The organism is Acinetobacter sp. ANC 4805 (assembly GCF_022549495.1).
Taxonomy (GTDB): domain Bacteria; phylum Pseudomonadota; class Gammaproteobacteria; order Pseudomonadales; family Moraxellaceae; genus Acinetobacter.
The window spans coordinates 260,592-275,351 of record NZ_JAKZGD010000005.1 but is presented as its reverse complement, the minus strand read 5'-3'; the positions used below and the strand labels follow the sequence as shown (position 1 = coordinate 275,351).

At 39.4% G+C, this 14,760-nt stretch carries 14 protein-coding genes; 6 read left to right on the top strand and 8 right to left on the bottom strand.

Features of this window, described 5'->3' with window-relative positions; translation table 11 throughout:
• Positions 1 to 291: 291 nt before the first annotated feature.
• Genes MMP60_RS09180 through rlmJ form a run of 3 tightly spaced genes read right to left on the bottom strand, consistent with a single transcriptional unit; the run spans position 292 to position 3,096 of the window.
• Positions 292 to 1,350: a DUF6670 family protein gene (locus MMP60_RS09180; protein WP_241335975.1), complete on the bottom strand. Its 1,059-nt coding sequence runs from the start codon at positions 1,348 to 1,350 to the stop codon at positions 292 to 294.
• Positions 1,351 to 1,366: 16 nt separating this feature from the next.
• Positions 1,367 to 2,200 carry a CDP-diacylglycerol--serine O-phosphatidyltransferase gene (pssA, locus tag MMP60_RS09175; protein WP_241335974.1) on the bottom strand — a complete coding sequence of 278 codons (834 nt, stop codon included), beginning with the start codon at positions 2,198 to 2,200 and terminating at the stop codon, positions 1,367 to 1,369.
• Between the two features lie 38 nt (positions 2,201 to 2,238).
• On the bottom strand, positions 2,239 to 3,096 hold the full coding sequence (gene rlmJ, locus MMP60_RS09170; RefSeq protein WP_241335973.1) for a 23S rRNA (adenine(2030)-N(6))-methyltransferase RlmJ: 858 nt from the start codon (positions 3,094 to 3,096) through the stop codon (positions 2,239 to 2,241).
• Between the two features lie 118 nt (positions 3,097 to 3,214).
• On the opposite strand from rlmJ, the gene MMP60_RS09165 reads away from it, so the two are divergent.
• Complete coding sequence (locus MMP60_RS09165) at positions 3,215 to 3,838, top strand: 2OG-Fe(II) oxygenase (protein WP_241335972.1); 624 nt, start codon at positions 3,215 to 3,217, stop codon at positions 3,836 to 3,838.
• Between the two features lie 63 nt (positions 3,839 to 3,901).
• Complete coding sequence (locus MMP60_RS09160) at positions 3,902 to 4,429, top strand: hypothetical protein (RefSeq protein WP_241335971.1); 528 nt, start codon at positions 3,902 to 3,904, stop codon at positions 4,427 to 4,429.
• 29 nt (positions 4,430 to 4,458) lie between these two features.
• Here the strand turns inward: MMP60_RS09160 and MMP60_RS09155 are convergent, their stop codons facing one another.
• The 4 genes from MMP60_RS09155 to MMP60_RS09140 all read right to left on the bottom strand — a co-directional run bounded on the left by MMP60_RS09155 (position 4,459) and on the right by MMP60_RS09140 (position 8,635).
• Positions 4,459 to 4,701, bottom strand: coding sequence for a DUF2789 family protein (locus tag MMP60_RS09155; protein ID WP_241335970.1), 243 nt, complete (start codon positions 4,699 to 4,701; stop codon positions 4,459 to 4,461).
• Between the two features lie 157 nt (positions 4,702 to 4,858).
• Positions 4,859 to 5,845: a malate dehydrogenase gene (locus MMP60_RS09150; protein ID WP_018677311.1), complete on the bottom strand. Its 987-nt coding sequence runs from the start codon at positions 5,843 to 5,845 to the stop codon at positions 4,859 to 4,861.
• Positions 5,846 to 6,012: 167 nt separating this feature from the next.
• Positions 6,013 to 6,699, bottom strand: coding sequence for a ribonuclease I (locus MMP60_RS09145; protein ID WP_241335969.1), 687 nt, complete (start codon positions 6,697 to 6,699; stop codon positions 6,013 to 6,015).
• Positions 6,700 to 6,727: 28 nt separating this feature from the next.
• Positions 6,728 to 8,635, bottom strand: coding sequence for a lytic transglycosylase domain-containing protein (locus MMP60_RS09140; RefSeq protein WP_241335984.1), 1,908 nt, complete (start codon positions 8,633 to 8,635; stop codon positions 6,728 to 6,730).
• A 299-nt stretch (positions 8,636 to 8,934) separates the two neighbouring features.
• On the opposite strand from MMP60_RS09140, the gene miaB reads away from it, so the two are divergent.
• From miaB to MMP60_RS09120, 4 genes are all read left to right on the top strand, one after another.
• Complete coding sequence (miaB, locus tag MMP60_RS09135; RefSeq protein WP_241335968.1) at positions 8,935 to 10,386, top strand: tRNA (N6-isopentenyl adenosine(37)-C2)-methylthiotransferase MiaB; 1,452 nt, start codon at positions 8,935 to 8,937, stop codon at positions 10,384 to 10,386.
• Positions 10,387 to 10,426: 40 nt separating this feature from the next.
• Positions 10,427 to 11,503, top strand: coding sequence for a PhoH family protein (locus MMP60_RS09130; protein ID WP_241335967.1), 1,077 nt, complete (start codon positions 10,427 to 10,429; stop codon positions 11,501 to 11,503).
• Positions 11,504 to 11,651: 148 nt separating this feature from the next.
• Positions 11,652 to 12,137, top strand: coding sequence for an rRNA maturation RNase YbeY (gene ybeY, locus MMP60_RS09125; RefSeq protein ID WP_241335966.1), 486 nt, complete (start codon positions 11,652 to 11,654; stop codon positions 12,135 to 12,137).
• Positions 12,138 to 12,147: 10 nt separating this feature from the next.
• Positions 12,148 to 12,447 carry an antibiotic biosynthesis monooxygenase gene (locus tag MMP60_RS09120; protein ID WP_241335965.1) on the top strand — a complete coding sequence of 100 codons (300 nt, stop codon included), beginning with the start codon at positions 12,148 to 12,150 and terminating at the stop codon, positions 12,445 to 12,447.
• 69 nt (positions 12,448 to 12,516) lie between these two features.
• Here MMP60_RS09120 and MMP60_RS09115 read toward each other — a convergent pair whose 3' ends face one another.
• Entirely contained in the window at positions 12,517 to 14,655 is a 2,139-nt protein-coding gene (locus tag MMP60_RS09115) for a TonB-dependent siderophore receptor (RefSeq protein WP_241335983.1), read from the bottom strand.
• Positions 14,656 to 14,760: the final 105 nt, after the last annotated feature.

Here is a 14,760-nt window from a genome sequence, read left to right as displayed (position 1 = left end):
AATCAGTAAAAATCCACACAAGTTGTTCTTCTATTCTCTTAATGATCTTCTCGATGATTCGTCATCATCAAGCTAGGTCGGCTATGTTACTCTAATCTATACTAAAGTCAACAGGTAATTTCGATATTTTTAAAACCTATCAATCATTCCAAAAATCTAACCTTTCTAGCCAAATCCTTGTTTCTCAACAAGTTTTTATCCGCATCACCGCCGATGGATGTGCATTCTACAGGATTTCAGATCGCTTGCAAGTGCTTTACTCAAATTTATTTAAATTATCAAATCAAGCGCCTATTTTTTACACAAATAAGGCTGAAAATGCGGAATTTGGTCCATTATTTGTTCAGATTTATTTTTTTCTTGCCAGTGTAATGGTCGGCAATCGATATATTCACAATATCCTGAACCTTTATAGTTTTCATTATTCCATATCAATTCATAATTAAAGCTACCAACATAACCCGCCCCTAACCCAAATTTATAATCTCCTCGGCTTTGAGCTTTGAGTTGAAATATAATTTGGTTCTTTTCTTGGTATTGCCAAATAAATTCTCGTGCCAAATACATTTCACGTCCATTTGGTGTTTGAACTTTAGGATAAACACGCATGATATCAAGAACGACTTGATGATCATAAAGAATTGATCTCTGTTCATTCGACTGTATTTCAATTCTTGAAAAAACAATATTGTTCCATTGGTTTCTTAATTCAGACAAGATGATTTGCAGGTTTCCATTTACTTGTATGACTTGATACGTAAAAAAATGGAAGGCAATAAAGGGGAAGTAAATCGCTCGCGCGTGTTTCAATATTCCTTGTGCTTCAATTTGATATTTTTGTTTTTTGTACGTAATTTCACCTTCGCATTTACAACTGGCGTACCAATAATCCCCCACTCCCCAATGTAAAGCTGAATGATTTTCGATTTCAGCACTAATATTCACGGTAAGCTGACAACTTAATTCCTCATCTATACGTTTAAAATAATAATTAGGAAAATCAACTTGAATTTGATCAACATCTAAAAATTGATAACGATCTTGTTCTAATTGACATTGTTCTTTTGCACTATAACTTTTAAGGTGCCCTACTGTAGACAAACCACTGGTGACCAGAACGGTAGCAGTATCAATTGCTGTTGTAGTAATGGCACTTGCATTATAGCAAATGGGAATACGTGGTTGTCCGATCAGACTAATGAAATTTAAATAATGAAAGGGTTCAGGTAAATCTGGCAGAATAAGTGCCTGATAAACAATCTTAAATAAACCTTTTGGCGGGTAGAAGGTTAGTGCATCTGACTTATTGAGGTTCAGCTGCTTTAATTGATTATTACTCATCAATGGCATACTGAACCTCCATATTTTAAGTTGTTATTTTTGAATCATTCTTTTTCGCAACCAAGGTCGTTACGAATCCTGAGAGTGCATAAATAATACACACAACTAAGATCCCTACAGGAATGTTGTACGTGATTGCAGCAAAAATCAAGACTACAGGCAACATCACAACAAAAGGTACACGTTTACGATCCATTTGTTTAAACGAATAGTATTTGATATTTGAAATCATTAACAACCCAACCACGATCATCACAATACAGTTAATCACCTGAATTACAATATCTTTTAGATCGAAAACAAATGGATAGTCACGTCCGACCCAGACTAAAGAAATGACAGTGACCGCAGCAAGTGGACTCGCAATTCCAATGAAATAACGTTTATCCACTACACCGATTTGTACATTAAAACGAGCTAAACGAAATGCAGCACAGGCGGTATAAATAAAGCAACATGCTAAACCAATACGACCGAGATCATGCAAACTCCAGCTATACATCAAAATTGCAGGTGCAACACCAAAAGCAAGTAAGTCAGAAAGTGAATCATATTGTTCACCAAATGCACTTTGTGCGCCAATCGCACGTGCAACTCGTCCATCTAAGCCATCAAGTAGTGCAGCTAAAAATATGGCATAAATTGCTTGATTAAAGTTGCCATTCATACTGGCAATAATCGAATAAAAACCAGAGAGTAATGCTGCAGTTGTTATTAAATTAGGCCATAAATAAATACCACGGCGTTTCACTTTTTGCCCTTCATGCGTTTGTTCTTCTTCTTCGACTTCAAAGGTGATGCCATCAAAAGAATGATCATCTTTATTTAAATCAGCATCAGGTTTAAGAGAATTTGTCATTATTTTCAATTCCTCGAGAATATTTTGACGTTGATGGGTTATTCACCCACCAACCAACGCACAGCAGCATGACCACCATTTTCACTCATGCGTAAATGTGGAAATAACCATTGTAATGCTTGGTCTGCATCTTCTGAGAATTTCCAAGGTGGATTAATGACCAATAGACCACAACCATTCAATCCAACTGGCGTGTCATCGGGCCATACACAAATTTCACAAATGAGCTGGCGGCGAATTCCCGTTTTAAACATTTTCTTTTCAAAACGTTCAATCATGGCACGGTCTTTAATTGGATACCAAACTGCGAATACGCCTGTTGGCCATTTTTTATGGGCAGCTTGCAGCAATTCAACCAATTGTGGGAAATCTTTACGCTCGATTTCATAAGGTGGGTCAATCATGACCAATCCACGCTTTTCTTTTGGTGGAATTACACCTAAAAGACCTTCATAAGCATCACGCTCATGTAAGCCTGCACGTTTATCGCGAATGTTAAAATACAATTGTTGAAACACATCACGCTGCATTTCAAAAATAGTTGCCTTATCAATATCACGCATACCTTCAAGCGCAAACCAAGGTGAGCCTGGATAAGCGCCTTTACCCGAACCTGCGCGCATATCTTCAACAATTTTAAGATATTGTTTCACACCTTCAGGCGCATTACGTTTAATCGACTCATCAAGCTTGACCAAACGGTGAATACCCGTTAAGAATTCACCCGATTTCTGTGCTTCAGAAGTAGATAAATCATATTTACCTGCACCACCATGTGTATCTATATATCGATAAGGTTTATCTTTAGCATTTAAACGAGCAAGCAGTTGAAGCAAAAGCACATGCTTCATAACATCGGCAAAGTTACCTGCATGGAAATGGTGACGGTAATTCATGTTGACAATTATTCCTCAATTCAGAGGATAGTTTAACATGAAAGAAAAAAGTATTCTTTAACGTTGATGTGATCGTCTAAAATTGTACTGTAATCAGATGAATGTTCAGTGGAGCGCTATGCAAGACCCCCTACTCTCTCAAGCTTTAAATCTTCACTCATGGAACTTAGACCAAATTTTGGATGATTTAAATGAGTTTGGCTTTGCCTTGATTGATGATGTCTACTCAAATGACTATGTACAAACTCTTGCACATGAGTGTACGTCTCATCTTGCGGAATTCAGAGCAGCAGGCGTTCAAAATGGTATCGTCAGCCATATTCGTAGTGATCATATTTTATGGATTAATGGTCAACTCCCAATCGCACAACAGCATATCCAAACGTTAGAATATCTATCTCAAGCTTTAAATCAGGCTTTTTATCTGGGTATTAAAGAAGTAGAAGCTCATTTCGCTTGTTATAATGCAGGTGAGTTTTATGCGTTGCATCGAGATAATCCGCAACAGAAAAATGACCGAATGATTTCAACCGTTTTCTATTTACATGAATGCTGGCAAGACAACTGGGGTGGTCAATTACGTTTGCAGGATAAAAATGATCAATGGCATATCATCCAACCTTTAGCAAACCGCCTTGCTATCTTCCAAAGTGATTTATTACACGAAGTACTTCTATCCAAACAGCAACGTCTATCAATTACTGCATGGCTTCGCAGTGGTCATTCGATTTGGCATGGTTAAACCTTTAAATTATTGAAAACAGCCCGATATAACTTCACATAACTGATGATTTTGGATCAATGAATGTCTACTGAAACCCAACAAGTCATTGCTCGAATTGGTGAAACTGACCAACTCTTTTTAAACAAGAATACGCCTGAACTTGCTTTAGAACGCGCTGATCTGCGTTTGCAATTGGTCGTCTTGAGCCATATTCGTCAGGAACAATTGCACTTTTTACAAGAAGCAATCGTGCTACTCGAACAAGCACGTATTGAATATGAAGAAATGCCTCTCAATTTATATTTAAATTTATCTTTATACCTCGCCAAAGCCTATATGATTTACTTTGAGCTAAGCAAAGAGCAACGTTTTGCTTTAATTACACAGCAAATTCTTAAACCCTTGGCATATAACGATCACTTAGATATTTATTTTTTCTTGGCTTACGCTTCAGCAGCCAAACAAGAACCGGCATTAACACGACATTGGTTGAAAAAATATGTGTCTTGCTTAGACCATGATTTAGAATTATTACAAGTGCACCCTGCTTTCGCAATTGCTCGTCAAGAAGACTGGTTTAAGGTACTGATTCAAAGCAAAGCTCACTAAGCGAGCTTTGCTTTTACTAAGGGATGGGATCAGTGGGTACTATCGACATGTAACTGCTGATTTAACTCATCAATCACGATTGCCCATTCATCATCTTTATCAATATGACTTTTTAAAAAATCTCGCTGACCTGCACTCCAGAATACGGCTTCATGTAATTTTTGATCCGCATTGAGTTGATGTTCTTTTACAAAAGTTTCCATTGCTGCTTCATCAGCACCCAATCCAAGCTGTTCAAATAACAGTTCAAGTGTCGGTTGTTGTTCAAACATTATTATTCTCCAAACGATTTACTTAATAGAAATAATCTAACAGTAAATACATCGTGTCAGCATATGCATGCCTATATTTTCTTGTTGTTTTTTGTGTTTATACATAAAAAAAGCACCCCTTAAGAAGGAGTGCTTTTCAACTTATCAAAATGATAAATTAGTTTAACATGTCCGCAATTGCAGCACGTTCATCTTCAAGTTCTTGAAGTGTGATGTTCATACGCTCACGGCTGAACTCATCAATTTCAAGACCTTCAACACGTGTGTATTCGCCATTTTCACAAGTTACTGGCACACCGTACATTACGCCTTCTGGAATACCATAAGAACCGTCTGAAGGAATACCCATAGTTACCCATTTGCCGTTTGTACCCAACGCCCAATCACGCATATGGTCGATTGCAGCATTTGCAGCAGAAGCAGCAGAAGACAAACCACGCGCTTCGATGATAGCAGCACCACGTTTACCAACAGTTGGAAGGAACACATCTTTGTTCCATTCTGCATCATTGATCTTGTCTTTTAAGCCTTCGCCATTTGCAGTTGCAAAACGGTAGTCAGCATACATTGTCGGAGAGTGGTTACCCCAAACAGTTAATTTTTCGATATCAGAAACAGCAACACCAGCTTTTTGAGCAATTTGAGTCAAAGCACGGTTGTGGTCAAGACGTAACATTGCTGTAAAGTTTTTCGCTGGAAGATCTGGAGCAGATTTCATTGCGATATAAGCATTAGTATTTGCAGGGTTACCGACAACCAATACTTTAACGTCACGGCTAGCAACTTCGTTTAGTGCTTGACCTTGACCGATAAAGATCTCGCCATTCACTTTTAACAAGTCAGCACGTTCCATACCAGGACCACGTGGACGTGAACCAACCAATAGAGCATAGTCAGCATCTTTAAATGCAACTTTAGGATCATCAGTCCCGATCATGCCAGCCAATAATGGGAAAGCACAGTCATCAAGTTCCATCATCACGCCTTTAAGCGCTTGTTGAGCTTTCTCAAAAGGAACTTCAAGCAATTGTAAAATTACAGGTTGATCTTTACCTAGCATTTCACCGCTTGCGATACGGAATAATAAGCTATAACCAATTTGACCTGCAGCGCCTGTAACGGCAACACGAACGGGTTGCTTCATGTGATATTCTCCAATGAGATGCGTTTGCACGATTGAACGCTATGGTGGTTCAATCGAATTATCATAAACGGCAAAGATTGTACTCTAAAGCGAACACAGATGCATGTAAAAGAGAATGAATTTCAACAAAAGTCTGATAGAAAATACAAATTAAGTCAGGGAAATATTTAATAACTTCCTTTAATTGTAAATTCATTCGGGCAACCCGTTACAATATGGCTTGCACATTGTTTGTACTGACCATTTTTTTGATAACACACCCGAATCTCCGTCAGAATAGAATCAAACTTTGAAGACTGGCAAGTAAAACGAATACCATTCGGCGGTAATGACGGATTTAACTTAGTAAATTGTTGTCTGAGATTCTCTTTTTGCACTTCAATAGTATTTGGACTAGTCAAATCCGCAGGAACTTTGAGACGCTCAGCAAAATTAATCACGGTTCTGAAATATTGACTGGCGTTCATCGGTACACATCCCCCCACATTTTGCCAAAGTTGTACTCGCGCATTTTCATCAGGCATCACCCGTGCAACAACTTTCGCTTGTAAAGGTGTCAGCTTGGCCGACGTTTTTGTATCACAATCGCGCCCTACAGGGACTTCTGGCAATAAACTTGCAATTGTAAGTGAGTAACCTTCCAAACATTTACGTTGTTTTTGTCTTGATGAATCAAAAGCACAAGCAGCGGGTGTCATCTGAACATGCATCACATAGCCTGCAATATCCTGACTATCGGCTGCATATAATGGCGAACAAAACGAGAAGGCAAAGTAACAGACTAAAGCCTGTACCCATCTCATTAACCGTTCCTTGAATAAATTCATAGATTTCATCAAATATAAGAACTTCATTATTTCAGATTAAACATCATTGTGTCTTTTAAGGCTCATTGCGTACTGGTATCGTACTCATGCGCTGTTCTAATGATTGCGCACCCTGCCCTAACACGACACCATAATGGGTTGCATTGGTCATGACATGCTTTACATAGTCTCGTGTTTCCAACAATGGAATGGTTTCCGTGTATTGATCAGCCGCCATAATTTGGAAATCGGGCTGCCAACGTCTCGCTCGATTCGGCCCTGCGTTATAACCTGCTGTTGCTAATACCGCATTACCACTGAGTTGGCTCTGAATCATTGAAAGATAATAAGTACCATAACGAATATTAGTATTCATTTCACTCAAAGCTGCTGGATTATAGGTTTCACCCATCTGGCGAGCCACCAGTTTTGCCGTATTTGGCATGATTTGCATTAAACCGCCTGCACCAACATGAGAACGTGCAGACGTGACAAAACGGCTTTCTTGGCGCATTAAACCATATGCCCAAGCAGGATCAATACCAGCATTGTAACTATGACTAGTCACATTGCTACGGTGTGGTGTTACATAGCGGTAAGTATCATTGTGGCGAGAGGTTGTGCGATCCGCGGCATAAATCGCACGATCATACCACCCCATATCATGTGCTTGTTTAGCTGCCGCTAAAAGCAAACCATCATCATGTTGTAAATAAGCTTGGCGAACTGCCCAGTTCCATTCACGATTAATATAATTTGCTGGAGCATCCACATTCTTTAAGGCAAATGCCCGTTTAAAATGAATATTTTGATTTAGGCGTTGAATATCTTGCGAACTTGGTTGCTCATTATAAGGTTGGTGGTTATAGCGTTCACCTAAACGATCCTTCGCCAACAAGTTATGGTAATCATCACCAGCTTGTGCCAACTTACGGTAAATCTGTTGTGCTGCTTGCTTTGAAGCAGCATCCGAGCATTGCTCAGATGCACGCGCTAACCAATATTGCCAACGATCTTCCTGTTTCTGCGTAATTGACATCGCATCAATTGCGCGAATCAAACTTTCCCATGCACCAAATCGAATGGCTTGACGCGCATAAATTTCAGCTTCTTCTGGGCTCAATGGATAACCATAACTTTGATCATAAGCATTTAACACTTCACGATTAAAACCATTCTTCATCACCGTTGTACCACCGACGTAACCAATCGTACGATACAAATATTTCTGCACAGATTGCGGTGTATCCTGAGCAACTTTTTGAAGATTACCCAAAGCATTGGTGAAATCACTGTCTGCAACACGACCCAATGCAAAAATTAGATAGGCATAATCGGCATCATTGGCTTTCGGAGCAGTCCACAAATATGCCAATGGATTGGCTTGAATTTGATTCAACTGAGCTAAGGACAAATCCAGACCTATAGTTTGTGCTGTCGCAATCGCTAAACCAGATTGACCTGCTCGCAGTTGCCCCCAAAGTCGTTGTTGACGGTCTTGTGTTGTCATCAATGGACTAGACAGCATTAACCGTCCTAAACCATTACATGACTCGGGTTGGGTATTTGTGGTTAGCCAAATATCTTTGTATTCTGCAAAAACCAGACTATCACCTGTTTTGGCGCGAACTTGTGCAACCGCACAACTCTCTTCTTGGTCTGGGTTCGTCACATAACTGAGTACAGGTTTTGCTTCGGTAAAACTGGCTTGTTTTACTTTTTCCTCAACATAATCTGCCGCCAATTTTTCTGCCATCGCGGATTGAGGATAACGTTGTGCAAAACTAATAATTGAAGATGCGGGTTGTAATCCAAGATTGTTATTGAGTTTCCAATATTCTGGATAATAGCCTAGTGCATCATTTTGCATGTCATATTGGTATTGATCGAGCAAAGCAAGATTGCCTGAACTCGCAGCACGTAATGCATCATTAAATTGCTCGTCCAAAGCATATACAGATGAACATATAACCATACCGCCCATCGCAATTAGCTGACGGAAGTTTTTCTTGTTATTCACTTTATGACTAACGGTTGTTATAAATTGGTGTTGCTTATTCATCTTCATCAATACGTTTGCTCAATTTTTCCCGCCATTATAGTGTAATAAGTCTAAGTTCCAACTATTGTTGTGTTATGTAACTTACTGATTCATATTCATTAAAATTTATCCATTTTTATTCACAAACTGTCCATTTTTGTCAGTTTTTTATTCTCTGCGTTCAGGCAAAAATGCTGTTATAATCCGCGGTTTGTTTAAATCCACCTTGTTTAGGAGCCTGCATGACGGTTCAAACATTCATTCCAAGTGCTGTAAAAGCTGCTTCAGAAAACACTGTTACCCAGCCAACGCACACCGCTGATGTTTCAATTAAAAAATTATTTATTGAAACGCAAGGGTGTCAGATGAATGAGTATGACAGTCATCGTATGGCAGACTTATTAGGTGATTCGCACGGTTATGTGCTGACTGACAATCCAAATGACGCAGACATTCTGCTGATGAATACCTGTTCGATTCGTGAAAAAGCACAAGAGAAGGTCTTCAGTGGCTTAGGTCGTTGGCGCAAACTCAAAGAGCAGAACCCTGATCTCGTGATTGGTGTTGGCGGTTGTGTTGCCTCTCAAGAAGGTGACAATATTCAAAAACGTGCACCTTATGTCGATATGGTATTTGGTCCACAAACCTTGCACCGTTTGCCACAAATGCTAGATCAGCATCAAGCGCAGATCGAAAAACCAAAGAAAGAAAAGATCAAATTGGTTGATATTTCTTTCCCAGATATTGAGAAATTTGACTTTCTGCCTGAGCCACGTGTTGAGGGCTTTAAAGCATTCGTTTCAATTATGGAAGGCTGCTCTAAATACTGTTCATTCTGTGTTGTACCTTATACCCGTGGTGAAGAAGTTTCTCGTCCACTGGATGATGTATTGGCTGAAATTGCAGGTTTAGCTGAAAAAGGCGTGCGTGAGGTCAGTTTGCTTGGTCAAAACGTGAATGGCTATCGTGGTGAGACCTTTGAAGGCGAAATCTGCACCTTCCCTGAACTACTTCGCTTAGTAGCTGAAATTCCAGGGATTGGTCGTTTACGCTATACCACTTCTCACCCACTTGAATTTTCTGATGATTTAATTCAATGCTACCGTGATTTACCGCAAATGGTTTCTCATTTACATTTACCAGTACAAAGTGGTTCAAACGATGTATTGCAAGCCATGAAGCGTAATCACACCATTGATGTCTATATCGATAAAATTGCCAAGCTACGAAAAGTACGCCCAGATATGCATTTATCGAGCGACTTTATTATCGGTTTCCCAGGTGAAACAGATCAGCATTTTGCTGAAACCTTACAGTTCATTAAAGATTTAGATTTCGATCACTCTTATAGTTTTGTGTACTCAAAACGTCCGGGTACGCCTGCATCTGACTTACCAGATAGTACGCCTGAGCAAGTCAAGAAAGATCGTCTCGCTCAAGTTCAGCAAGTGATTAAACAATCGAGTATTGATAAAACAGATGCAATGCTGGGTAAAGTTGAACGCGTCTTAATTGAAAAAGTATCAGATAAAGATCCGAATATCTTAATGGGCACTGCGGATAATACCCGTTTAGTCACATTCATTGGTGATGCAACATGGGTTGGACGCTTTGCAGAAATTGAGATCACTGAAATTAAAACTTTAAATTTAGTTTATGGTGAACTCTTGAATCTTGAACCTGACGTGGCGTAATGTAAGGGGTACTCTTACAAATCGACAAAAAGGGTTTCTCTTGACTGCAGCGATTCAACGTACAGTAATGTTCCCAGAAATTTCAATGGAACGTTTGAAAAGCATGCTCGGTGCGTATAACGGGCATATAAAGCAAATCGAACAACGTTTGGATGTCAAAATTAGTCACCGAGGCGATGCTTTCTATCTTGATGGTAGTATCGAAACGGTCGAAAGAGCCGAAGCATTATTGCAACGGCTCTATCAAGAATCAGAACTTTCCCCTCAAATCAGCGCCGATGTTCTTCATTTAATGATTCAAGGTTCACAGACAGACCGTGAACTTATAGAAGATACAGATCAAGAACATACGGGTTTAGATAACGTTTGGTTACAGACCCGTAAAGGGCGAATTAACCCACGTGGTGCAAACCAAAAACGCTATGTACAACGTATCTTACAAAGTGATATTTCATTCGGTATTGGTCCAGCAGGGACAGGTAAAACCTATCTTGCAGTTGCTGCCGCAGTAGATATGCTTGAACGTAACGAAATTCAACGTATTCTATTGGTTCGCCCTGCGGTCGAAGCGGGTGAAAAACTGGGCTTTTTACCAGGTGATTTAACCCAGAAAATTGACCCTTACCTACGTCCACTTTATGATGCACTCTATGAAATGCTGGGCTTTGATAAAGTTGCCAAACTGATTGAACGTCAAGTCATCGAAGTTGCTCCACTGGCCTATATGCGCGGACGAACGTTAAATCATTCCTTTGTCATCTTGGATGAAGCACAAAACACTACACCTGAACAAATGAAAATGTTTTTAACACGTTTAGGGTTTGGTTCTCGTGCAGTCATCACAGGTGACGTAACTCAAGTCGACTTACCTCGTGGGCAACAATCTGGCTTGGCACAAGCGTTACGTGTACTTGAAAATATAGATGAAATCCATATCACTCGTTTTCACTCTCGAGATATTGTGCGTCATCAACTAGTACAAAAAATTGTCGAAGCATATGAGGGTTGGGATTGTGAACAACAACGCTTATCTGCTGAAGCTCGTGCCGAACGTAAAGCTCGACAAGAAGCACTGACTGCAGAAAATGACTTTGCGGCAGATGCACAACACATTTAGAACAACCCTCTAACCCTCTGTTTAGAAAAATCCCTCTAAGTCCCCCTTTAATAAAAGGGGGACTTTCCACGAAATGAAGGAAATACTTACATTCGTGAAATGCCTTCCTTTAAAAAAGGAGGTCGGGAGAGATGATTAAGGATCTATTTTGAAAATCAACTTAAGCCTTCAACAAGACTTTCAAGCGAATGAATTACCACTAAAACGTGGTCAAATTAAAAAGCAGATTGAAACCACACTCCGTCATGTCGGTTTCGACGTAGACTGCGAAATCGGAATTGCCTGCGTCGACCTCGCAGAAAGCCATGAGCTGAATCTGCAATATCGTGAAAAAGATAAACCCACCAATGTGCTGTCTTTTCCAAGCGACATCCCAGAAGAAATGCTCAGCTTACTGGATGCAGAACCTCTAGGTGACTTGGTGATTTGTATTCCTGTGGTTTTACAAGAAGCAACTGAACAACAAAAGACGCCAAGCGACCATTTCACTCATTTACTCGTTCACGGCATTTTACATTTACTCGGTTACGACCATGAAACAAGTGAGGCTGAAGCAGAAGAAATGGAAGCTTTAGAAATTGAAATTCTCAAAAAATTGGGTATCGCCAATCCGTACCAAGCAGATGAGATTTAATCAAGCTTCTATGTATATCGTCATTTTTAAAGCTACGATCAAACAACTTGATACAACTTACTCTGAAATGGCGCAGAAGCTAAGAAATAAAGCATTAAGCCAATTTAACTGCGTCCAGTTCGAAGCATGTAGTGAAAATGGTTTTGAAATAGCTCTATCTTATTGGCATAGCCTCGAAGATATCAGACATTGGCAACAAGATGCAGAACATCAAGCTGCGCAACGCTTAGGCAAAGAAAAGTGGTATCAGGACTTTAGTGTGGAGATCTGCAAAGTTGAACGTGCTTATTCAAGTCAAAATGGCTTGTGAATAAGTCTAGACTTATCCACATTTCCAATAAAAAACGGCTGAATTCAGCCGTTTTTTATTATTTATTTTTTAGAATTGATAACGTAGTGTTAACGTTGCATTACGTGGTGCGCCATAGACCATACCATTCAGACCAAGACCTTCATAATATTTTTCATCAAATATATTATTTAGGTTCAGTTGTGCCTTGATATTCTGATCAAAATCATAACCGACCATTAAATTAGTCAATACATACGCACCCTGAGTAATTCGACCTAAACTTTCATCGACATACGTCTTGCTCTTATAATTTAGACCACCGCCTACGCTCCATTTATCCAATTTATATTTGGTAAATAGATTAGCAGTGGTGCGTGCAGATGTCGTTTGTACTTCTTTGCCATCCGCATCTTTAGCATTGAAATGAGCGACACCAAAGCTCATATTCCAGTTGGGTGAAATTTCACCATCAAGTTCAAATTCAACACCTTTGCTCTTTACTCCATCTGCACTACGATAACCATCAACAGGTTGACCATTCACAGTAATTTTCTCTCCTGTGATCTCTGCAACATTATCCTGCTGGGTCTGGAATACTGTGAATGAGGCATTTAATTTGCCCTCAAAGAATTCACCTTTTAAGCCTGTTTCATAATTTTTACCTTCACGGGGATCCAAATATTTGCCATCCAGACCTCGTTTATCTTCTGGCTTAAAGATACCTGTATAACTGGCATACCATGAATAATTATCCAGGAAATCAAAGATTAGCCCTGCATATGGCGTGACTTCATTTTTGAATTCTCGATTGCCTATCCCATCTTCACTTTTATATTTCCAGTTAGACAAACGTACACCTGTCACTAGTTTTAAAGGTTCCAACAAAGTAAATTTACCTGCGACATAAGCGCCTGTCTGAGTCGTTTTATTGGATGGCATTTTATTGTTGTTATTGATTGAACCCAGAAGCCTTGAATTTGTAGCTTCATCAAAGTCAATTACATAATTATCAAGCAATGGATTACCATAAGCGGCATCCGTTTTTTTGCTCTGATTATACATAAAGCCTGCGATCACTTCCTGCTTTAAACCAGCAATGTTAAATGGTGCTGAAACTGAAGTATCCACATTATTCTGGGTAAATGTAGATTCACTCGTATAAGGATATAAATCCGATGCACTATTAGTCGCCTTGTCTGCACCATTCAAATCCCATATATACAATAAAGCAGTTTCGCCTTTTAATTGACGATAGTCATAATTGACATTTAGGCTAATGTCATTCCATAGTTTTTGTTTAAATGTGGCAAATGCAGAAGTTGTATCTGCATTCCAGTATGTCCAGTCAGAAGTAACTGTTTTAGAACGGTCGAAATTAGTACGTGTACCATCGGTATAAAATGCTGGCAAACCACCCCATTTAATCCCATTTCGTTCAAGATTCTGATAACTTGCACCTACTGATAAATAGGTACTATCTGTTAAGTCCGCATCAATCACACCATAAACCACATTATTGTCTTTATTATAGTGATCAGCAAAGGAATCCGTTTGCTCGTGTTTTACCACCACACGACCACGAACACTACCATCCGCATTGAGTGGCATAGAAACATCCGCAGTACTACTCCATGCATTCCATGAACCTAAAGAAGTACTAACATTTCCTGTCAACTCCTTAGAATTTGCATGTTTACGAATCATATTAATCGCAATGGCAGGGTTTCCTGCACCTGTCATCAGACCATTCGCCCCTTTTACCAATTCTACTCGATCATATAGACTTAAATCTGGATCGCCCGCATTATGAAAATCTGAAGTGCTTGGCACACCATCAAACAGGTAATAATCGACATCAAAACCACGAGCCGTTGGATATTGACGCTCATCCCACTGGTTTACAGTAACACCTGTTACATTCTTCAGTAATTCCTGAAAAGAATTGATATTGGTATCATCCAAGTATTCACGAGTAATCACTTTAACTGATTGCGGTGTTTCACGTAGAGACAAATTCAGCTTTGTAGAAGTATTGCTACTCTTTGCTGTATAGCTTTTTGTCCCTTCTGTGGTTGCTGCATTCTCCTTCTCTGCATTTACAGTAATGGTCGGTAGCTTGGTATTTTCAGTTGTTGATTCAGCATAAGCAAATGATGGTAAAAGTACCGCCATAGCGAGCATCAACGGATGTGCTTTGAAAGTTTTTAACGACGTATATTGATACATGGAAGAATGCCCTTGATCGTATGGAACATTTGAAAACATGCACGCCTATACCCCACAGAAATACTTAAAAAGGATGTACACATTTCAAACATAAAGATAATCTAA

Coding starts and splice junctions, on each gene's coding strand:
- MMP60_RS09140 (WP_241335984.1), bottom strand. CDS start 8,635: ATGGGCGGTATGGTTATATGTTCATCTGTATATGCTTTGGACGAGCAA.
- MMP60_RS09115 (WP_241335983.1), bottom strand. CDS start 14,655: ATGTATCAATATACGTCGTTAAAAACTTTCAAAGCACATCCGTTGATG.
- MMP60_RS09145 (WP_241335969.1), bottom strand. CDS start 6,699: ATGAAGTTCTTATATTTGATGAAATCTATGAATTTATTCAAGGAACGG.
- MMP60_RS09155 (WP_241335970.1), bottom strand. CDS start 4,701: ATGTTTGAACAACAACCGACACTTGAACTGTTATTTGAACAGCTTGGA.
- pssA (WP_241335974.1), bottom strand. CDS start 2,200: ATGACAAATTCTCTTAAACCTGATGCTGATTTAAATAAAGATGATCAT.
- MMP60_RS09180 (WP_241335975.1), bottom strand. CDS start 1,350: ATGCCATTGATGAGTAATAATCAATTAAAGCAGCTGAACCTCAATAAG.
- rlmJ (WP_241335973.1), bottom strand. CDS start 3,096: ATGAATTACCGTCACCATTTCCATGCAGGTAACTTTGCCGATGTTATG.
- MMP60_RS09160 (WP_241335971.1), top strand. CDS start 3,902: ATGTCTACTGAAACCCAACAAGTCATTGCTCGAATTGGTGAAACTGAC.
- MMP60_RS09120 (WP_241335965.1), top strand. CDS start 12,148: ATGTATATCGTCATTTTTAAAGCTACGATCAAACAACTTGATACAACT.
- miaB (WP_241335968.1), top strand. CDS start 8,935: ATGACGGTTCAAACATTCATTCCAAGTGCTGTAAAAGCTGCTTCAGAA.
- MMP60_RS09165 (WP_241335972.1), top strand. CDS start 3,215: ATGCAAGACCCCCTACTCTCTCAAGCTTTAAATCTTCACTCATGGAAC.
- MMP60_RS09150 (WP_018677311.1), bottom strand. CDS start 5,845: ATGAAGCAACCCGTTCGTGTTGCCGTTACAGGCGCTGCAGGTCAAATT.